The sequence below is a fragment of the Paenibacillus sp. TY11 genome (assembly GCF_059772165.1).
Genome location: NZ_JCBAIQ010000007.1, coordinates 20344 through 39492 on the forward strand (window position 1 = coordinate 20344; position 19149 = coordinate 39492).

Genomic DNA, 19149 nt, shown 5'->3' on the forward strand with positions numbered 1-19149 from the left:
CTCATGCATCATCAAACGGGGTGTAAGTGAAATGTTAGCAATGTTTAATTTATCATTCAACCGACAAAATGTTCATTCTGTTGCTTAACCAAAAGGCTTATAAAATTGTTGTATAACTAAACTCACTTGTTGACAAAACAGCACATGTTTATAATGGGGGAATCATTTAATTTACCTGAAAGGAGTGTCTTGAGGATGCCTGGTGTAACCTCACCCAACCCAAACGATCCGCGCGTCATTCGAACACGTAGATTAATTCTCGACGCATTCATTGACCAATTAAATAAGAAAGACTTCTACACGATTACGATCAATGACATTACCCAAAAAGCCACCATTAACCGTGCTACGTTCTATGCACATTTTCAAGATAAATATGCACTGCTTGAAACTCTTTTGTCAGAAGCATTTTTGGAGCATGTTATTAAGAGGATTGATGCTGAGGCGGGTTTGTCGGAAAGGACCATTCAGAAACTTATTCTTTCGTTATGCGACTATCATGACACTAGTAATCAATGCATCCATAAATATAATTCAGTCGCACCGATCCTGGAAGAACATATTAAGAATCAATTAGAGCATTTCATACTTCAACTCATAACAAGAGGAACCCGTAATACAGACCCAAGAACGTTAGAACTTGCCGCGACCATTTTAAGCTGGTCCATTTATGGTGTAACCTTTCGCTGGAATGTGGAAGGAAAAAAAGAGTCTCCTACAGATTTAGCCGAGAGAGCTGTGCCTTTAATCTTCAATGGGGTTGTCTTATCTCTAGTCTCACAAATCTCTTAGCAGAAAATGCGAATAAAAAGGGCCGTTCCCAGTATTTTTCGATCAGTTCCTGGGACAGCCCTTATAGTATATTGTAAAATAATTGCCTCTTTTATTTAAAGAATTTTCTTAAACATCTCGATAACTTGTTCTTTGCTAGGTATGAACGGATTGCCTGGAGCGCAAGCATCCTTCATTGAGTTCTCGGCAAGCAGATCCAAATCCACTTCATTTACACCCAGTTCAGAAAGTTTGGAAGGAATCCCAACTTCCTTCGACAGGTCTTTGATTCTTTGGATTACATAGTCTGCGCATTCCTTATCCGTTTTCCCCTTATCTTCAAAACCGATGACCTTAGCGATGGCACGAAATTTCTCCGGTACATGCTTGGCGTTCTCCTCCTCCACAATCGGCAGCAGCATGGCATTGCAAACACCATGAGGCAAATCGTATACGCCGCCAAGCTGATGCGCCATCGCATGAACGTAACCCAATCCGGCATTATTAAATGCAAGTCCTCCCAAGAAAATAGCGTATACCATTTGCTCACGTGCTTCTATATCATGACCGTTGCTCACCGTGCGGGCCAAATGATTAAAAATAATCTCTACTGCTGCCAACGCAGTCGCATCCGTTACAGGATAGGAACCTGGCGTAACCAAAGCTTCAATAGCATGGGTCAAAGCATCTAGCCCTGTAGCTGCCGTTAACGCGGCGGGTTTGTCTACCATCAGCTCAGGGTCATTGACCGAAATCGTAGCTACACTATTCTTATCAACCATAACCATCTTGACCTTGCGCTCTTCGTCCGTAATGACATAATTGATCGTGATTTCAGCCGATGTTCCTGCTGTGGTATTAATAGCCACAATAGGAAGCGATTTATGCTTGGATTTATGAACGCCCTCATACTCGGTTATATGTCCCCCGTTGGTAGCAATAATGCCGATTCCCTTAGCCGTATCCTGTGGTGACCCTCCGCCAATCGAAATTAAAAAGTCACATCCGTTTTCTTGCAGAAACTGAACACCATCATGTACATTTTTACAGGTCGGATTTGGTTTTACTTCATCGTATACCGCATAGTCCACTCCAATATCATCCAGCAAAGACGTAACCTTGCCTGCAATACCACTCTTCATCAAAAATTTATCCGTTACGACGAGAGCTTTGTTTAAATTCAGTTCTTTTATATACGGCCCAACTTCATGCAAACAGCCTGTTCCCATAAGATTGATAGATGGTACAAAAAATACATGTGCGCTCATATAAAATCGGCCTCCTAAAGGATTCACTTCTTGTTGCCTCGCTAAATATAGGGCTATCTCTTAAAAGTGAAATGTTTCACATTTATAATTTTATCTTTATTTTATTTTGATGTCAATAATAAAACAAAGATATTAATTGGTTTTGTTTTTGTTTGTTTATGTTTTTCGAATCAGTCCAATATTTGGTACACAACTAATCGGAGGAAGCCTCGTACAACTTAGATGAACACATTAACAACGAGGTGATGACAGCATGACAATCAACAAGGGAGTATTGCTGGCTCTGCTAGCGGTATCGCTACTCCAAGCAAGCCCATCTTATGCGAAGTCGGTACCGCTGACTCCGGTGACGACCGTTTATGTGGATGACCATCCGCTTCAGCTTGCCGCCCAGCCGCTGCTGCTAGACGGGACAATGCTCGTCCCTATGCGCCAGTTGTTTGAGGCGCAAGGAGCCAGGCTTTCCTGGGACGGATCCAGCAAAACCGTAACAGCAACCAAAAACTACACGGTGCTGACCTACCGCATCGGGGAACTCGCTGCCACCTTAAACGGCAATACGCTGTCCCTGAATGTTCCCGGACAGATTGTTGAGGGCAACACGATGATTCCACTGCGTTTTGTAAGCGAAGCACTTGGGAGCACAGTAAAGTGGGAGGCCTTGACCCGGACCATCCGAATTGCCTCCAAGGACGATTTTTTCACAACGGTTCTTTCTGGAGTCAACCTGCGCAGCAAACCAGATTCATCGGTAGCTTCCTCTTCCCTACGGCTTATTCCAGCCGACGAAAAGGTTCATGTCATTCGCGAGGTCAATGCTCTCTGGCTGGAAGTGCGCACTAAAGACAACCTGACCGGATACATATCGGCTAAACCAAAATACAGCGATTATACCAGCCCATCCCTGGTGGAACGACAGGGAGATGAACTGATCGCCTACGGAGAGAAATTCCTTGGTACTCCTTATGAATTCGGAGCAGCAAGCGGCCAGACATCGACCTTTGATTGTTCTTCTTTTGTGGAGGAAGTGTTCCGTCATACGCTCTCTATCGACCTCCCCCGTGTCTCTTACGATCAGGCTAAAGAAGGCCGGAAGGTCGGGCTGAACGAGCTGCGCAAAGGCGATCTGCTATTCTTCAGCGCACGCGGCCTGGAGATCGGCCATGTGGCTATCTATGCAGGGAACAACAAATTGCTGCATACATTCTCCAAAGAACGCGGCGTTCATTTTGACACGCTTGACGATAAATGGCAGAAACGTTTCGTAACAGCGCGCAGGCTGTTTTAGGACGAACCAGATAGCCAATAACAGTAAGCTATTCCAGTCCACATTCATTATCTTCTAATTGCCTTTTGCCGGACGCTCCCTTGCGGATTGCGTTCAGGCGGCAAAAGGTCGGGATTCATTGTAAAATGGAGGTCATAACGTTTAAAGGCTACGATCGCTTAAAAAATTGGATTGAAGTATTAATCGTTTTGAAATACTAGGTAGAGTCTTTTGACTATAGACAGGAGGAATAAATAATTATGCAATTTGAGACAAACCGGCTCATCATTCGTGATATTGGCAGATCCGATTGGGAAAGTATACATACGTACACGTCATTGCCTGAAGTTACTAGCTATACAGCCTGGGGACCGAATACAGAAGAAGATACAAAGGCATATATAGAACAAGTTCTAGCCTCACAGCAGGAACAGCCACGACAAGACTATGAACTAGCCGTTTGTCTGAAAAACAATGGAACCCTGATCGGCGGTGTTGGTATTCATGTCAAAGATACTAATGCAGAAATGGGTTATGTTTTGAATCCAGATTATCAAGGGAAGGGTTATGCAGCAGAGGCAGCACGAGCGTTACTAGACTTTGGATTTAGCACACTTGCTGTCCACCGTATTTATGCAACATGTCGTCCAGAAAACAAGGCCTCTGAGAAGGTTATGCAACAGATCGGAATGCAACGTGAAGGTTTGATGCGTGAACACTGGTACTACAAAGGCGAGTTTCATGATTCATATTTGTACTCTATTCTTGCTGAGGAATATAACAGGGCATAAAAGGTATTTTTTATATCTAAATATATTTTTGTATTTTTCAACAGACAATTACTCCTTGAGAAACATGTTGCTGCGATAAAATGATAGTTAAATCATTTAATGACAAATAGGTTTGAGGAACTTTTCTGAACGATAAAATTTTTATTAAGGAGGGAACAACATGGAAGCTTTTGCAGAATATTTAGCGCATATTGATAACCCCCAACATCGGGCCCGAACGCAAGAAGTTTTGGCTTGGGTAACCAAGAAGTTTCCAAATTTAATGGCAAAAATTGCGTGGAATCAGCCTATGTTTACGGATCACGGCACATTTATTATTGGCTTTAGCGTAGCCAAACATCATTTGGCCGTTGCCCCTGAAAAGGCAGGGATTAATCATTTTTCTGAGTTAATTGTGCAGGCTGGCTATGATCACACCAAGCAGTTGGTACGTATCCAGTGGGATAGTCCAGTTGATTTCTCATTACTTGAGAAAATGATCGAGTTTAATATTTTGGATAAGGCAGACTGTTCAACCTTTTGGCGGGAATAAAAAAAGGTTCCTTTTCTCGTAAAACTATACATCGAGCATCACAAATAAGTATTTTTCTTCTCGCCCCCTCTACCATCCTTCCAAATCTCATCATGCTAATGACCCTTAAAGTGACCCTATGCTATAATGTGGAAAGTATGGATTGTTACATGCACAGGAGGATTGGAGCAGAATGATTGGGAAATTTTTAATTTTCTCTCTACTATGGAGTTTGCTTGGCAACCCGTTTTTGGCAATGCTCGTACTCCTAATCGTGATCTATATATTAGATCGCAGCTTTGTCGGTGTATTGCCCAGCATCAGCAAACCATGGAAAAGAAGACGCAATGCCGCTCGATTGCGCCAACAGATTACGCTAAACGCCAACGATGTGGCTGCCAAGTTCGATTTGGCTCGTATCTGGATCGAAAGCAAGAAATATCCTCAGGCTTTGGAGCTGTTATTGGAAATTCAATCCCGTTATGAAGAATCCGCAGACTATTGGAACGCACGGGGAACGGCTGAAGTACGCACAAACCATCTGGAGGATGGAGAACAGGATTTACTGAAAGCACTGGACATTAACCCGCGGGTGCAATACGGTGAGCCTTATTTGCATTTAGCCACTGCTTTCAAAGAACGTGACGTAAATAAGTCACTTCATTATCTGCAGCAATTTCAGGAGATTCAGTCTTCTTCCAGCGAGGGCTATTATCTGACAGGCTTGATGTACCGTATGCTGGGACGCAAGGATGAAGCCACTGTAGCCTTTAACCAGTCCATTGCTGTCTATCGTTCCCTGCCCAAATACCGCAAACGAAGTGAGCGCAAGTGGGCTGCGCGCAGCTTATTCCGTAAATTTATTGTTTAACCATCCTGTTAGCACCCTTAAGGAAATGTTTCCCTATCATGAGATGTGGGAGACAACCTTGAAGGTGCTTTTGTGTTGACAACAGGAAGCTATCCATTCAATGTAAAATCAAAATTTTAGACTTTCCCAACCATATTGAAGTCATACCATATGTGTAAGAAAAGGCCAACCAGTAATGCTGGTTGGCCTCATCGAACTGCAATCCTTTTTTCACTAATCACTCGCTCCCGTGATGCTTAACTAACAGCTATCTCGATACTTCCGTAACTTTCACGGTCTTATGACTACATTGACTGACTGGACGCTCCACATGACCAGCGTCATCTGTACACCATGACTGCGATTGGAAGGCGAGGAACATGCCAAGCCACTTATTTTCATCCTCAAGATGAATCACAATCCCGCCATCCTGCCAAATCCCGTCGTCTTTTTTGAAGTCCTTATGGTTACCTTGGTTCATGTGAATGTTATGCATACCGCTCGGAAAAGGCTCGCCGTACACATAAATCTTGGCATTCTCTTTATCAATTGCCCTGTGTAAATACTCGTCAACTTTCTCGTTTAGATCATTGTTCGGGCCCTCTATGTCATAAGCAAGCTCAATCATTTTAGAAGGTTCGAACAGCCCACCACGGATATAATCCAGCGCAATTTCCCGGTTGGACTCATTTATTTTAGTAAAACCTTCTTTTAAATTTGGCAAATGAGTAATTTGTTCAGAATTGAAATCCTCACTGACCAGATAAATCAGTTCAGAAGGCTTCTTTTTCGATTTAACGTTGATGGCCAATTCGTATTCTTTGCCAGCAGCTTCAACCACCGCATGATAATGCGGAGTGCTGTCATTTGTACGCGGCGCAGGAATTCCTTGGATCACTTTTCCCTTTAATACTCCGTATGAATTTAGTGGCATGGTTATCGGCTCCTTTAATGTATAAGTTGTTGTATATGTGCATTTTTTAATTTCTCAAGTGCCCATTTTGTTTTTGACATATCCTGCCCAAGCAAAATATTATGCTCCTTGAAAAAATCAACAAATTGCAGGTGTTTGGCCTCAGCTACGGCCTCGGTTGCTTCTTTTATTTTCATTGTAGCCTCAGCAATACAGTCTTCACCTATGAACCAAATCTCCAGATGTACTTTCTCTTCGTTCCACTCACTCTTGTATTTTACAGATTGAACAGGTCCCATCACACGGCCATCTTGTTCTACGATTTTAAATACACCGCTGTTCCTAAACGGCTGTGGAGCCCGATCCAGCACGGGCTGCTTCCACAGGTCCGGGGATGTTCCTTCCAGCTTGATTTCCGGGTCTTGTGAAAGAGACAACGCCTTTTTCTCGTATCCCCACTCCACTTCCAGTTCATAATCCACGAGTACAAATCCTTCATTAACCGCTTGTTTTACCGCATTTTCCAAGTTATCATATTCCCTGATTCGTCTCTTATAGGTAAGCTCCCATCTCTCGTCCTTCCAGCGATTGCGGATAATCCAGCCTGTTTCATAAAGCTTCATATCGGGAGTGTCCATCAAATAAATTTGCATCCTGTCTTTGAGAGAGAAGGATAAACCCGCGACCTGGGGAATCAATTCCTTATCCTCGGTTAACACTTTCTTTGGTTCCACAAAAAGCTTGAATTCATAAGACATTTTATCGTTCATTCATACCGCTCCCTTTTAGGCGTTGGTTAAGAGTACTGACTCAGGTCCGGTTTGTTTTGTCTCCAGTAATCGGCTAGCAATTCAGGAGCAGTTAAATAGAGCAGGCCGTTACCTTCCTCAGTTTTGATGCCGCTTAATGGAATTGTACATTTCAGAATCTGTGCATAAAGTTCATCCTCGGTTAAGGTGCGATTGAATTGGGAGTCGCTTTGACAATAGTTAAGCACTAATGCAAGTGCACCGACCACATGGGGAGAAGACATTGAGGTACCGGAGATCACTTTATAAGGCTCGGCTTGATTGGGAACTAAATCAAGGGGATAGCAGGATAGCACATTGACACCTGGGGCAGTTAGATCGACCTCATTGTTTTTCGTTAAAAAATGAGCTGTTTCCCCGTTGAAATCAACTGCTCCCACGGAGGTACACTCATTGTACGCGGCTGGATAGCGCATCTCTTCCTTCCATGTATTCCCTGCTGCACACACTACAATAATTCCTTGGTTAACAGCACGTTTAATGGCCTCATGCATTTCCTCATGCATTTCCTCATGCATTTCCTCATGCCCCCTTCCAGCGGAAAGAGACATGTTGATAATTTGAACATGTTGGTCAATTGCATAATCAATCGCCTTTGCAATCCATTCGGGACGACCGCTCCCTTCATGATTAAGGACTTTCAGAATAAGTAAACTTGCTTCTGGCGCAACTCCGACCACCCCGCGGTCGTTTTTAGTTGCTGCTATCGTACCTGCTACATGGGTACCATGACCGTTGTAATCAGTGAAGATTTGCTCATTTCCACCATCATCATCCGTAAAATTTCGCCCTCCGATAATCCGGTCTTCGAGATCAGGGTGTCTTTTATCGCAGCCGGTATCTAAAACAGCAATTTTCACTCCTTTACCATATTTCCCTTTCTCCCAAAAGGCTGGAGCCTGAATCATCTGTACGCCCTTCGGAATTTCTTTAATGTGGTGGGTTACATCCTCGGCCTGAAAGGGAAGGAGTGTAACTGCATCACCGGTAAGTGTATTGGTAGTCATTTACTTGTACCTCCTTTGTTCTTCTTTCCACTTATCATTAATGTAAAGGTTTGTACACACTGAAATCGATCCGATCAGCCAATTCGGGAAGATCAATGAAAGGATTTCGATTCCCTTGAATCTTATAAATGGCTTGATTTCTATGCTTTTCATATTTAAGGTTGGGAGGGAAATCCTTATGCCATTTAAGAAGCACATCAACGTCTTGCTTCTTGACATAAGCTTGTTCAATTGCCTTGGGATAGCGGAGAATGAAGTACAGCATTGCCCTCGCGACCATTCCTTTAGCATATTCCGGTTCGAACTGACCATCCGACGAGCCGTCTCCACCTTCTCCTTTACCGCATTCATCGTGGACCCAGTCTGTTCTAAAATCATCAGGATTGTAGTCAGAGAAATCGACGTACACTTTATTCCCTCTTCTTGCATTGCATGTTTTCTCACAGTAAAACAGATGATGCATGTCCCCGCGCATGGGTTCATGTTTATCAAACCAGGATTGAGGCACAACATGCTCAATGTTTACATTATGACCGAGGTGACTCGTTTCATCTGCCGCAGAAATCTCATTCATATCTTCTTCAATGACCTGGTGCGGTTCGGCTTCTTTACCGGAATAAATACTTCGCAAATACCCGTCGTCATGCAAATCTACCTCAGTTTTTAAATACTCGTCGCTATTTTTGTAAGGAATTTTGTTCTTGTGAGTATCCGTAAGCAATTGGGTCAAAGCATGAAACAAAGCTTTGCCATCTTCTTCATCCCGATGAAGCGATGAATAATACTGCTCTACATCCGCTTTATCCCTAGCAGAGTCATAATACTCACGGCTATTGCTACGAATTCTCTCCAGATTTGCATCCAGTTCATGCAGCCGAGTTGCTGCAATTTCAACAGTATTCATAACTCTGTCTCCTTGCATCAAAAATGGAAAACATCAACAACCTCATAGCCTTCCGCATCTCCCTTAGGCATCAGCATGATCATCCCTAAATAAGGAATTGGATCTACTTCGCCGTTAAAGGTAAATTGGTGAGCGATCAATACCTTATTAAATCCTTCCGCAGGGTTGGACTCCAAAAGAGTCAGCAATCGATTTTTCCTTGCCTGTTCTTCTTCGGTTGGATTCTCCCTGAACAACGTGTCCATATCATATAAAGCCTCTTCCACATGGATATTCTGAAAAGCCGCTTTCCCCGTTTGCTGAGCTCTTCGCGCAGAACTTGTCACCACCGGCAGCTGTACTGGAATATTTTGTTCTCTAAAAAAATTCCCAAGTGCAGTTGCCTGCTCTTGACCGATTTCACTTAATTCTGAGTCGCCAGAGCGAGGAAACGGTTCTGCATGCCGAAAATAAAGTATATACCCTCCTTTCTGAAGCCGTTGAACCTGCTCTGTGCTGGGTCTGCTGACATTGGCAGTGGACAAACTCATGATCCTGACCTCCTAGTTCATTTTTTTAAGACTAATCTATACTTCGTAAAACAATCTCCATTTATATATGTAAATTTATGGTTTACAGTTTTTATAGCCCCCTTATGTTGCACTAACAAAGCGTATTTAGAAGATTTATAATTAAGTATTTACAGTTCAGTTTGTATAGCTTTGAAAATCTGAGGGGAGATTAGAATGGATACTATGACATGAAAAACTGGATAGAATCTTTTGAATCTATCTTTACAGCAAGAAAAGCCACAAAAAATTTGAAAGTGACCGTATGTCTGAAAAGCAACAGGAGCTTGGTCGACGGTATTGGTATTCATGTCAAAGGTACGAATTCAGAGATGGGATATGTTTTGAATTTTTAAAAATATGGATAATTATATGTCACGCGAATGGGAGCAGGATAAGATTCAGCAAACTATTGGAATGCACGAGGAACAGCCGAAGTACACACGAGCCATCTGGAAGATGGTGAACTGCATTTACTGAAAGCACTGGACATTAACCCGCGGGTACAATACGGTGAGCCTTATTTGCATTTAGCCGCAGCTTTCAAGGAACACGACGTAAATAAGTTTCTGCACTTTCTGCAGCAATTTCAGGAAATTCAGTCCTCTTCCAGCGAAGGCTATTATCTCACAGGCTTGATGTACCGTGTGCTGGGACGCAAGGATGAGGCCACGACAGCCTTTAACCAGTCGATTGCCGTCTATCGTTCTCTGCCCAAATACCGCAAACGAAGTGAGCGCAAGTGGGCTGCACGCAGCTTATTCCGTAAATTAATCGGCTAAACAGCTATATTTATTTTCTTAACGACCTTTCTCTTCTTTTGAGAAAGGTCGTTTTTACGTTTGTCTACCATGTACTTCCACGGACCTGAATCGGCTCCCTTTCGCATCCTGAATTTGGGGCATTTTTTTGTAATCAGTTGTTGACATGCCACAAATCAGGTCATATAATCCGTTTATGAACTGATGAGTTTATACATAAACTTTAAAGTACAAAAAAGACAGAAAGGATGATCATCTTGTTGAAACCCAGTCTCTACATATCTGCCATATTCATTCTTCTGTTTACCTCAGCTTGCTCATCTACAGGATTGAGTCAAAATGATGCAGCAGAACAACAAAAGCAAAAGGTGGAAGCAATGACTGTAAAAAAAGAACCGCTGTCTGCTTCTTTTGACCTTTCAGGCACACTACAGCCCTATGAAGACACCACCGTATCGTTCGAGTTATCCGGTCTGATACGTGACACACTTGTGAACGTAGGAGACTCTGTATCCCAAGGACAGATCTTGACCAAACTTGATCCATCCAGCTATCAGCTCCAACTGGAGCAGGCTAATACGGCCATTCTTGAAGCACAGGCAGGTATCAAAAATGCTACAGCCGCCATTTCCAGCGCAGATGCCTCCATTCAATCCGCCGACGCGCAAAAAGCAGCAGCTCAAGCTGGAGTCAACAAAGTGAACAAGGGTGCCCGTGAGCAAGAAAGGGCACAGGTCCGTACCAAAGTGCAACGAGCACAGTCCGCTTTGACTAAAGCACAAGCCACCGCTGAACGCACCAAGCTTTTATATGATCAGGGAGCTGCAACCAAAAACGATTATGAAAATGCACAGCTCGCTTTAACCAACGCCTCCAAGGATCTGGAGGATGCGCAAGAAACCCTCTCCTTAATACAGGAGGGAGCCACATTAGAAGATCGGCAATCGGCAGAATCCAGCTTGCGGCAAGCCCAAGCCGGGAAAGAAGCTGCTATCGCTGCGAAAGAACAGGCAGAAGCCTCCCGAGATAACTCAACTGCGGCATATCAACAGGCGGTCATTGCCAAAAAGCAAGCCGAACTTTCCCTCTCCAAGACAGCTTTAAAAGCCCCCATTTCCGGCGTTATTCTGGAGAAAAAGGCAACGGTGGGACAATTGGCGAGCACTGGACAGCCGATATATCGTATCGGACAAATCGACAAGCTCAAGGTGCTACTCCCTGTTCCCGATCATGAAATCACCAACTGGAAGCAAGGTCAGACAGTCCAGATTCAACTGTACGATGAGAACAGAGAAGGAACGGTCAGCAAAATTTATCCGGCCACCAACACCAATACGGGCAGTATCAACGTAGAAGTGATTGTTCCTAACCCCCAGCATGATTGGGCCCCGGGACAAGTCGTAAAGGCAGGCCGCCAACTGACCCAGAGTGAGCAAATTTTGCTCCCGGCCAAGGCGGTCATTAATAACGGTACAGATACTTTTGTCTATAAAGTGGTGAACAACAAGGCGGTCAAGACGGTCGTGAATGTCGGCCAGATGTCCAACAATAAGCTCGAAATTACCAAGGGGCTGAATGTCGGGGATCGTATCGTTACCACCGGAGTAAACCTGATTTACGATGAGCTGCCCGTTCAGATCACGGGGGGAACGAGCAAATGATTGCATATTTTATCAAAAAGAAAAAACTGACCCTCTTTATTTTTATCATGGCGATTGTTGCCGGGCTGTATAGTGTCTCCCAGCTTCCCCGCCAGGAAACGCCGGATATTATCAAGAAAACCGCTGTGGTCACGACCTTGTACCCTGGAGCTACACCCCAAAAGGTAGAACAAACGGTCACGAAGCCTCTGGAACAAAAAATGAAAGAAATCAATCATATTAAAAAGATTTCTTCTACATCCGAAAATGGACTTTCGACGATTATCATTGAGACAGAAGGCAACGCCAATGCTACGGAAGCCTGGGATGCATTACGCAAAAAAATGAACGATGCCCAATCTTCTCTGCCCACAGATGCTCAAAAGCCTGTCGTTAACGATGATTTGAATAAGGTATTTATCCATTCCTACGCCATCACGGGGGACTCTGTGGAGCAATTGTATCAACTAAATGATATGGTGAAATCGTGGAAGGATCAATTAAAAACCATTCCCGGTGTATCGGAAGTAACAATCAAGGGATTACCGGATCAAGAGGTTCAGATTCAGATTGATGCTCAAAAGCTCCAGCAGTACCATATCAGTTGGGAACAACTCATGGGTGCAGTGCAGAAGGAAAATGAGCAATATCCGATAGGCAATCTGGATTACAACGAACGCACATACCGAATGAATGTGACGCAGTCCAAGAATGCTCAAGATTTGAGTAAGGTCATTATTTCCAAAACTGAAAGTGGCGCTCCTGTGTATCTCAGTGATGTGGGCAGCGTTTTACTTACGCAAAATACCAGCAATTACATGGCCTTTTTTAACGGTAAACCAGCTATTACACTGACGATTAACGGTAATACCGGCTCTGACGTAGACACGATTTATAGTAAAGTAAATCAAGAAATGCAGTTGTTAAAACCGGATCTGCCTAATACGTTTCAACTGAATACATTATTTTCACAGACCGAGCGGATTGATCATATTTTTCATGGCTTGACCCGTGAATTGCTGTTTGCTATTGCAGCTGTTGTTATTGTATGTACATTGGGATTGAATGTGGTCACATCTTCCTTTGTCGCACTGGCTATTCCCATTTCGATTGCCATAGGCTTCATTATTCTTCCTATGCTCGGCGTAACGCTGAATCAAGTTACCGTCATCGGCCTCATTATTGTAATGGGGATTCTAGTCGATGATGCTGTGGTGATTAATGATAATATTGAACGTAGAATGATGACCTTGGGTGAGAGCCCCAAGATAGCAGCATTAAATGGAACGAAAGAAGTTTCCATTTCCATTTTGACCGCAACCCTGGCAACTGTAGCCTCCTTTGCCCCGCTGTTCTTTTTATCAGGCGATGCAGGCTCCCTTATCAAACCATTACCGTTTGCTGTTATTTTTACGTTATTGGCTTCCATGCTCATGTCCTTTACCGTCATCCCAATCTTTAGAGAATGGTATGGACAACGAAGTCAAAAAACGCCCAACTCCACCATGAAGCCGCCGGGACTGCTGGGAAAACAAATTGATGCTCTTCGTAACGCATATGCCGGCAAGCTTATTCCTAAAGTGATTAAACGACCTGGATTATATGCTGCATTAGGATTATTGATCAGCACCTCACTGTACGGTGTACTTGCTCTGATTCCGATCGACCTCTTCCCCAGAACAGACGATCCGCAATTAAGCATTAATGTGCGTATGCCAATAGGTACTTCTATAGAAGAAACCAAGCGGGTCACCGAGGATATTGCCAAATGGGTGAAGCAGCAGCCTCATGTGGAAACGATCAGTTATGCGGCTGGCGGCGAAGCTCCCCAGTTGTTTCAAGATATGACCGCTGACGCCAAAACAGGCACAACCGTGGGTCAGATTGCTATTGTTGGGGAAGAAGGTGTATTTGATCCCGATGAAATGGCAGTCAAATGGTCCTCTATCCTAAAGGATCGTTATCCGGGTCAATCCATTTCCTTGAAAATAGCCAAAGTGGGGGTGCCTCTCGGTAAGCCGATCTCCATTCGGATTTTAGGCAATGATGTAGGTCAGCTGCGTTCGTTGTCACAGCAGTTAAAAGAAGGCATTATGGCTACCAGAGGAACACAGGACATACAAGACAATATGGAAAATGAAGGCTATACGTTGGATTTCCAAATCAATAAACAAGCGATGGATCAATATCGGATTAGCAATAATGATCTGACACGTACACTCTTGTTAATGGGTAATGGCGTGAGCTTTAGCCGATTTGATACGGGGAAAGATTTGATCAATATTAAGCTGAAGCTAAGCCAAACCGATCAAAATCCTGAAAATTTGTTTCAGCAATTGAATGTGACTAATGCCAATGGTGTTCAAATCCCTTTATCTCAATTGGCTGAGTTGAAACCATCCTTTGCAACACAAAAAATTAACCATTATAATTTAAAGCGTTCGATTACTGTTGAAGCTGAAGTTCACGGCCGTACAGCTTCCGAAGTCATGAAGGATGTCAAGCTTAAATTGCAGGACATTAAATTTCCTCCAGGCTACACTTGGGAAATTGGCGGCGAGATTTCAGGACAAGATGACATTTTATCAGAAATAGGATGGTTATATGTTGTCGTCATCCTATTAATCTTCATGCTGATCTTTTTGCAATTTTATTCTTTCTCGACTCCACTCATCATATTGACTACCGTGTATATGGCAGCAGCAGGCGGATTTCTTGGCTTGTTCATTCTAAATACACCGATTACTTTTATGGGCGTGTTGGGCTTAATGACCTTGGCAGGTATTGTCGTACGTAACGGCATTGTGCTGATTGAGTTTATTGAGGATGCAAGACGTGAAGGGATCGAACTGAAGGAGGCGGTTATTGCAGCGACCAAAGCGCGTTTCCGTCCCATATTGCTTACTTCACTGACAGCCATTGTCGGTCTGATTCCGATTGCGCTTATTGGAGAGCTTATGTTTAGACCGCTGGCGTATACCATTATGTTTGGATTGATGTACTCGACCATTCTTACGATGTTTGTGGTTCCGTCCCTGTATATGGTTATTGCCCGCTGGAAATTAAAGAGACAGAGCAAAAAATTGGGGGTACAATGAAAAAAATAACGAGTGAAGATATTATCTATGCCGCCCTTTCCCTGTTTTCTGAAAAAGGGTACGATGCCACCTCGGTGGATGAAATTGCCCGCAAAAGCGGGATGGTCAAGGCTTCCTTTTATAAATACTTTCAAAGTAAAGAAGAGTTGCTGCTGGGGACAATCGTCCTGATTGAAAAACTTCTTGATGCAGATATTAAAGAACTTTATTTGAAGCACCAGCTACCTTCCCGTGAAAAGTTGAGACAACTGTATTTGATTGCGCTGGGCCGGATTTATAAGAATAAAGTTCATTTGCTGGTATACTCCGTCCCTTTAATCGGTTCTAAGGAAGAAAAAATCGCACAAGCCATTGATCGTGTTGAACATTATTTGTCTAACGTGATGGTTGATTTCTTAATTGATGCTTATGGACAATCTATACGTGACTATGCGCACGATATCAATTTTGTCATCAAAAGTATCATTATTAATTCCTTCCGAATGAGCGATTCAGAACTGTCCTCGACGGAGCATAAAACACTGGCTGAATTTATCGTCAGCATTACGGATATACTGGCACAAGGAATGTTGAGCCCTGATGTTCAACATCAAATCATGTGGGGCCGCGATTCCGTATTCTATGAAGATTCTGACCAAATCTGGACCAAAGGAAAACAAATCTCCTATGCACTGCAACGTATAGATACGGTTCTGAAACAAACTAAATTAAATGAAGCTACCCGGAATGAATATGTGCAAATCCTAAGCAGATTACAGCGTGAGCTCTCGGAAGAAAACGTGGAAATAGCTCACGTGAAAGCCCTCCTTCTATTTTTGGGGCAGCTGCCCGAGTTGCTGGAAGACTGTACCAAGCTGAAGGCTGTATTGGAAGTTTAGCACGCCGAAATGCAGAAAAAGAGGTTCATGATGGTCAGTTGCTACTGCCATCATGAACCTCTTTCTTTAATATACTTTGTCCGATCCAAAGCATCCTCTCACGCTCACCGTAACGGCGCATAACCAAGCCGATTCAGCTCTTCCGCAATCACGCGATAACCACGACTGTTCGGATGCACCCGATCTAACGAAAGCAGTGCCCGTTCATAGCCCTCAAATGCGGGATAAATGTTCGCCACCCGGTAATTTGGTCCGCCCAATGTATAGAGAAACGAGTTATACTGGCGCACGTATACTCCCGCCTCCCTCACCCCTGGAAAAGGATTATATAATCCCACCATTCGGATGATAAATGGCTCACGCTGACCGGACTTTATCTGATACAGGGCATGTACAATTTGGCGCACATGTTCTTTTGTGTGATTCAACGCTTGCGGAATGGAAGAACCCGACAAGCCGGAACCTCCAGTAAGGGCGCTGATGTATGGGCGCAGATCATTCCCGCCGATCGACACCGTTATGAGATCAGCTCGGCTGAGCGCCGACCGAAAAAGCGGATTGTTGCGGACCATTGACAGCAGCTCCTGCGATGTCAGTCCATTGATTCCCAGATTCTCGTAACTGACTGGCGTGTGAAGGCGTCTTTCTGTCATTCGTCGATAGATGGGTGCAAATCCGCCGCTCAGCAGCGTCCCTGCACCTGTCGTTAAAGAATCTCCAATCGCTGTGTAGTGGTACGCCAATGAAACCCACCTCCCTCCGACATAACATATCTTATGTAGAAAAAGGGACGCGGGACCCGGAGATTCGCTTATTCTTCGTCTATTTCATATATACAATGGAATTGTCCACCATCTGGCAAATCCTCTGATCCATATACGGCAAAGCCTACGTTGCGGAAGAAATCTGCCCCCTCCGCATCCGTGTCCACAGTGAGCCGTTTCGGACTACGCTCCTGAATGAGCGTAAGTAGCATACCCCTGGCATATCCTCTATGACGATTTTCGGGCAACACGGCCAGATGCCGGATTACAGTTGTCCCATCCTCCTGCTCCTCAAAACCCACAATACCTACAATCAGTCCTTCATCTTCTACACCGAACAGTTTCCAGTCATCCGAGGCTTGGTAGGTACGTAAAGCTGCCTCTCCGCGTTCAGGGTGATCCAACACGGCGTAGGTTATCAGCTCCAGAACCTCCTCACGATCTGAATCTGTTTTAATATTTTTAAACATTGTTTGTCGTCTCTCCTTAATAACCTGAAATTAGGATTACACTCTAATTCTCTATAATAAGCAACGGCCAGTTATCAAGCCATTGCTTCTCAAATACACGCTGCCGAAAAGCCGTTGTGTGACGAAACAAAGGGCTTTGCCGTACCCGCATATCCAGTAAATCTTCCAATCCATGCGGACAAATAACCTCTATTTGATCCTTGTCATTCAATCTAACCGCTATAGCCGTTGCCGTCTCTGGCCAGCGGCTCATCGCATCTTCTACCGAGGAATACGGAGCCTCCCCGTTGCGAATATGCATCCGAGCCTGATTTTTGACAGACCAGTTACGTCCGGCCTGCTTACGGTTCAAGGACAATTCTAGATACTCATCTCGTTCCTCTAGCGTATTTTTCGGGTCAAAATAAATAACATCAATATCGTTTAAAGGTGTAGCAGTTGTATAGCCATGGAGCTTGTCCCAAACCCGGTTACGTACATAGCCTGCGGCAATGCAACCTTGCGGCAGCCTAAGATCTCGCACATAGTGCAAGTCTTGCAGTACCTGCGGATCATTCATATATTGTATGATTCGTAGCACATTTTCTTCCGACTTCATCCTGCACTCAACTCCCTTTTTATGATGACAGTTGCTGCACCGATTCTCCTCCTTGAGCCGCGATCCGTGCTGTACGCTGCATCAGACGGCGGCGTGCGACCAGAAGGAATGGAATACCAATCACAACCGACAGGGCAACCGGAACAAAAACGGCAAGCGGCGCCGTTTGACCATAGATATCCAGCAGCCAGCCACCAAATAAAGGAGCCAGCACGCTTCCCAAATTATTAAAGCCGATTGTACCGAAGTAGGTCCCTTTATATTGAGCATCTGCAATTTGGTCAATCAATACGTCCAGCATCGTGAACAATAACACTTCGCCCACCGTAAACAGCACCATATCCAGTATAAACATCCAGCCTGAATTTAGCATACCACACAGCAACAAGCTGACCGCAATGCATAGATTTCCTGCAATCAAGGAATTTACTGGGGAAAAACGACTTGCCAGCCGCACCAGCGGATACTGAAAAGCCAATACGCAAACCGCGTTGACCGTCAGCATGTATGTAAACCACCGGGTTCCTTCCTCGAAGGATAAGGACAAGAATTGAGGCATTGTGGAATTGGAATGAGCATAACCCATCACGCAAAATACGGTTCCCAGCAAAATCGGCATAAACACCGGATCACGGCTGGCTGTACGGAATGCCTCTCCCATCCGCAGCGGAGCTTCTCCCGTCGTGGTCCCTACATGCAGATCGGAGGCATACCGTGCAAATTGGATCAACAGCAACACCCCATACAACGCGTACACGCCAGCAGCTACCATAAATGGCGTCCCCGTGGACGCAGAGCCCAATAGCAAACCGAGCAGCGGTCCTGCCACCACACCAACATTAATCGCCGCATATCTCATATTGTAGATGAGCAGTCTTTTCTCCTTGGGGGTTACATCTGATAACAGCGCCCGCGAGGTTGGCTCGAACAAGGATCTGCACAGTCCATTCAGAGCATTAATGACAAAAAAGGCCCAGGCCGCTTCCGCCAACGCAAAAGCAACGAATACAAGCGCCCAGCTCGCAATGGACACCAGCATCACCTTACGCCGTCCGATTCGATCTGAAATATATCCACCATAAAAGCTGGCAAAAATGCCGACCAACGAGCTGACCGATACGATCACCCCCGTATGAAAGGGGGACACCCCTAAACGGGTGGTAAGGTAAATAGACAAAAACGGGATACTCATGGATGTCGCCATCCGCCCAAAAATAGTACCGACAATAATCGTCCAGGCCAGCGGGTGAATGGAACGCAACTGTTCTTTCATATATGTCTCTTACGTCCTCCTTCCGTAT

The 19149-nt window shown here is 44.4% G+C and carries 18 protein-coding genes and 1 pseudogene; 9 read left to right on the forward strand and 10 right to left on the reverse strand.

Going from position 1 to position 19149, the window contains the following annotated elements; translation table 11 throughout:
* Positions 1-195 precede the first annotated feature (195 nt).
* Positions 196-792 carry a TetR/AcrR family transcriptional regulator gene (locus AC6EJC_RS09075; protein ID WP_444953692.1) on the forward strand — a complete coding sequence of 199 codons (597 nt, stop codon included), beginning with the start codon at positions 196-198 and terminating at the stop codon, positions 790-792.
* Between the two features lie 95 nt (positions 793-887).
* Here the strand turns inward: AC6EJC_RS09075 and AC6EJC_RS09080 are convergent, their stop codons facing one another.
* Positions 888-2039, reverse strand: a complete 1152-nt coding sequence (locus AC6EJC_RS09080) for an iron-containing alcohol dehydrogenase (RefSeq protein ID WP_250244645.1) — start codon at positions 2037-2039, stop codon at positions 888-890.
* Between the two features lie 253 nt (positions 2040-2292).
* Here AC6EJC_RS09080 and AC6EJC_RS09085 point away from each other — a divergent pair, with 253 nt between their 5' ends.
* The 4 genes from AC6EJC_RS09085 to AC6EJC_RS09100 all read left to right on the forward strand — a co-directional run bounded on the left by AC6EJC_RS09085 (position 2293) and on the right by AC6EJC_RS09100 (position 5479).
* Entirely contained in the window at positions 2293-3327 is a 1035-nt protein-coding gene (locus AC6EJC_RS09085) for a C40 family peptidase (RefSeq protein WP_444953693.1), read from the forward strand.
* Between the two features lie 239 nt (positions 3328-3566).
* A complete protein-coding gene (locus AC6EJC_RS09090; RefSeq protein ID WP_103047922.1) occupies positions 3567-4097 on the forward strand; it encodes a GNAT family N-acetyltransferase in 531 nt (176 codons plus the stop codon).
* Between the two features lie 160 nt (positions 4098-4257).
* Positions 4258-4629 (forward strand): iron chaperone, encoded by a 372-nt coding sequence (locus AC6EJC_RS09095; RefSeq protein WP_103047923.1) that lies wholly within the window; start codon positions 4258-4260, stop codon positions 4627-4629.
* 172 nt (positions 4630-4801) lie between these two features.
* Positions 4802-5479, forward strand: a complete 678-nt coding sequence (locus AC6EJC_RS09100) for a tetratricopeptide repeat protein (RefSeq protein WP_444953694.1) — start codon at positions 4802-4804, stop codon at positions 5477-5479.
* Between the two features lie 247 nt (positions 5480-5726).
* Here the strand turns inward: AC6EJC_RS09100 and AC6EJC_RS09105 are convergent, their stop codons facing one another.
* From AC6EJC_RS09105 to AC6EJC_RS09125, 5 genes are read right to left on the reverse strand one after another with little or no spacing between them, the layout of a single operon-like run.
* A complete protein-coding gene (locus AC6EJC_RS09105; RefSeq protein WP_103047925.1) occupies positions 5727-6392 on the reverse strand; it encodes a YukJ family protein in 666 nt (221 codons plus the stop codon).
* Positions 6393-6406: 14 nt separating this feature from the next.
* Entirely contained in the window at positions 6407-7141 is a 735-nt protein-coding gene (locus tag AC6EJC_RS09110) for a hypothetical protein (RefSeq protein WP_103047926.1), read from the reverse strand.
* A gap of 26 nt (positions 7142-7167) precedes the next feature.
* Positions 7168-8187, reverse strand: coding sequence for a S8 family peptidase (locus tag AC6EJC_RS09115; RefSeq protein WP_444953695.1), 1020 nt, complete (start codon positions 8185-8187; stop codon positions 7168-7170).
* Between the two features lie 37 nt (positions 8188-8224).
* Positions 8225-9091 carry an endonuclease I family protein gene (locus AC6EJC_RS09120; RefSeq protein WP_258012395.1) on the reverse strand — a complete coding sequence of 289 codons (867 nt, stop codon included), beginning with the start codon at positions 9089-9091 and terminating at the stop codon, positions 8225-8227.
* Positions 9092-9108: 17 nt separating this feature from the next.
* Positions 9109-9621 (reverse strand): histidine phosphatase family protein, encoded by a 513-nt coding sequence (locus AC6EJC_RS09125; protein ID WP_103047929.1) that lies wholly within the window; start codon positions 9619-9621, stop codon positions 9109-9111.
* 416 nt (positions 9622-10037) lie between these two features.
* Here AC6EJC_RS09125 and AC6EJC_RS09130 point away from each other — a divergent pair.
* From AC6EJC_RS09130 to AC6EJC_RS09145, 4 genes and pseudogenes are all read left to right on the forward strand, one after another.
* Positions 10038-10421: pseudogene (locus AC6EJC_RS09130) on the forward strand (tetratricopeptide repeat protein); the annotation flags it as partial.
* Between the two features lie 236 nt (positions 10422-10657).
* Positions 10658-12061: an efflux RND transporter periplasmic adaptor subunit gene (locus AC6EJC_RS09135; protein ID WP_444953696.1), complete on the forward strand. Its 1404-nt coding sequence runs from the start codon at positions 10658-10660 to the stop codon at positions 12059-12061.
* Positions 12058-15138 (forward strand): efflux RND transporter permease subunit, encoded by a 3081-nt coding sequence (locus tag AC6EJC_RS09140; protein WP_444953697.1) that lies wholly within the window; start codon positions 12058-12060, stop codon positions 15136-15138. Before AC6EJC_RS09135 ends, AC6EJC_RS09140 begins: the two co-directional genes overlap by 4 nt.
* The gene (locus tag AC6EJC_RS09145; RefSeq protein ID WP_444953698.1) at positions 15135-16016 is read left to right on the forward strand and encodes a TetR/AcrR family transcriptional regulator; all 882 of its coding nucleotides are present in this window, start codon (positions 15135-15137) and stop codon (positions 16014-16016) included. The genes AC6EJC_RS09140 and AC6EJC_RS09145 overlap by 4 nt, the downstream gene beginning before the upstream one ends.
* 104 nt (positions 16017-16120) lie before the next feature.
* On the opposite strand, the gene AC6EJC_RS09150 is transcribed toward AC6EJC_RS09145, so the two are convergent.
* The 4 genes from AC6EJC_RS09150 to AC6EJC_RS09165 form a co-directional block, all read right to left on the reverse strand.
* On the reverse strand, positions 16121-16759 hold the full coding sequence (locus AC6EJC_RS09150) for a GDSL-type esterase/lipase family protein (protein WP_444953699.1): 639 nt from the start codon (positions 16757-16759) through the stop codon (positions 16121-16123).
* 68 nt (positions 16760-16827) lie between these two features.
* Complete coding sequence (locus AC6EJC_RS09155) at positions 16828-17250, reverse strand: GNAT family N-acetyltransferase (protein WP_444953700.1); 423 nt, start codon at positions 17248-17250, stop codon at positions 16828-16830.
* Between the two features lie 43 nt (positions 17251-17293).
* Positions 17294-17848, reverse strand: coding sequence for a nucleotidyltransferase family protein (locus tag AC6EJC_RS09160; protein WP_328802388.1), 555 nt, complete (start codon positions 17846-17848; stop codon positions 17294-17296).
* 19 nt (positions 17849-17867) lie between these two features.
* Complete coding sequence (locus tag AC6EJC_RS09165) at positions 17868-19121, reverse strand: MDR family MFS transporter (RefSeq protein ID WP_444953701.1); 1254 nt, start codon at positions 19119-19121, stop codon at positions 17868-17870.
* Positions 19122-19149 lie beyond the last annotated feature (28 nt).

What these genes read in the sequence shown, in the direction of transcription:
- AC6EJC_RS09140 (WP_444953697.1), top strand. Translation starts at nt 12,058, where the DNA reads ATGATTGCATATTTTATCAAAAAGAAAAAACTGACCCTCTTTATTTTT.
- AC6EJC_RS09120 (WP_258012395.1), bottom strand. Translation starts at nt 9,091, where the DNA reads ATGAATACTGTTGAAATTGCAGCAACTCGGCTGCATGAACTGGATGCA.
- AC6EJC_RS09160 (WP_328802388.1), bottom strand. Translation starts at nt 17,848, where the DNA reads ATGAAGTCGGAAGAAAATGTGCTACGAATCATACAATATATGAATGAT.
- AC6EJC_RS09100 (WP_444953694.1), top strand. Translation starts at nt 4,802, where the DNA reads ATGATTGGGAAATTTTTAATTTTCTCTCTACTATGGAGTTTGCTTGGC.
- AC6EJC_RS09085 (WP_444953693.1), top strand. Translation starts at nt 2,293, where the DNA reads ATGACAATCAACAAGGGAGTATTGCTGGCTCTGCTAGCGGTATCGCTA.
- AC6EJC_RS09075 (WP_444953692.1), top strand. Translation starts at nt 196, where the DNA reads ATGCCTGGTGTAACCTCACCCAACCCAAACGATCCGCGCGTCATTCGA.
- AC6EJC_RS09080 (WP_250244645.1), bottom strand. Translation starts at nt 2,039, where the DNA reads ATGAGCGCACATGTATTTTTTGTACCATCTATCAATCTTATGGGAACA.
- AC6EJC_RS09125 (WP_103047929.1), bottom strand. Translation starts at nt 9,621, where the DNA reads ATGAGTTTGTCCACTGCCAATGTCAGCAGACCCAGCACAGAGCAGGTT.
- AC6EJC_RS09110 (WP_103047926.1), bottom strand. Translation starts at nt 7,141, where the DNA reads ATGAACGATAAAATGTCTTATGAATTCAAGCTTTTTGTGGAACCAAAG.
- AC6EJC_RS09155 (WP_444953700.1), bottom strand. Translation starts at nt 17,250, where the DNA reads ATGTTTAAAAATATTAAAACAGATTCAGATCGTGAGGAGGTTCTGGAG.
- AC6EJC_RS09095 (WP_103047923.1), top strand. Translation starts at nt 4,258, where the DNA reads ATGGAAGCTTTTGCAGAATATTTAGCGCATATTGATAACCCCCAACAT.
- AC6EJC_RS09145 (WP_444953698.1), top strand. Translation starts at nt 15,135, where the DNA reads ATGAAAAAAATAACGAGTGAAGATATTATCTATGCCGCCCTTTCCCTG.
- AC6EJC_RS09115 (WP_444953695.1), bottom strand. Translation starts at nt 8,187, where the DNA reads ATGACTACCAATACACTTACCGGTGATGCAGTTACACTCCTTCCCTTT.
- AC6EJC_RS09105 (WP_103047925.1), bottom strand. Translation starts at nt 6,392, where the DNA reads ATGCCACTAAATTCATACGGAGTATTAAAGGGAAAAGTGATCCAAGGA.
- AC6EJC_RS09090 (WP_103047922.1), top strand. Translation starts at nt 3,567, where the DNA reads ATGCAATTTGAGACAAACCGGCTCATCATTCGTGATATTGGCAGATCC.
- AC6EJC_RS09165 (WP_444953701.1), bottom strand. Translation starts at nt 19,121, where the DNA reads ATGAAAGAACAGTTGCGTTCCATTCACCCGCTGGCCTGGACGATTATT.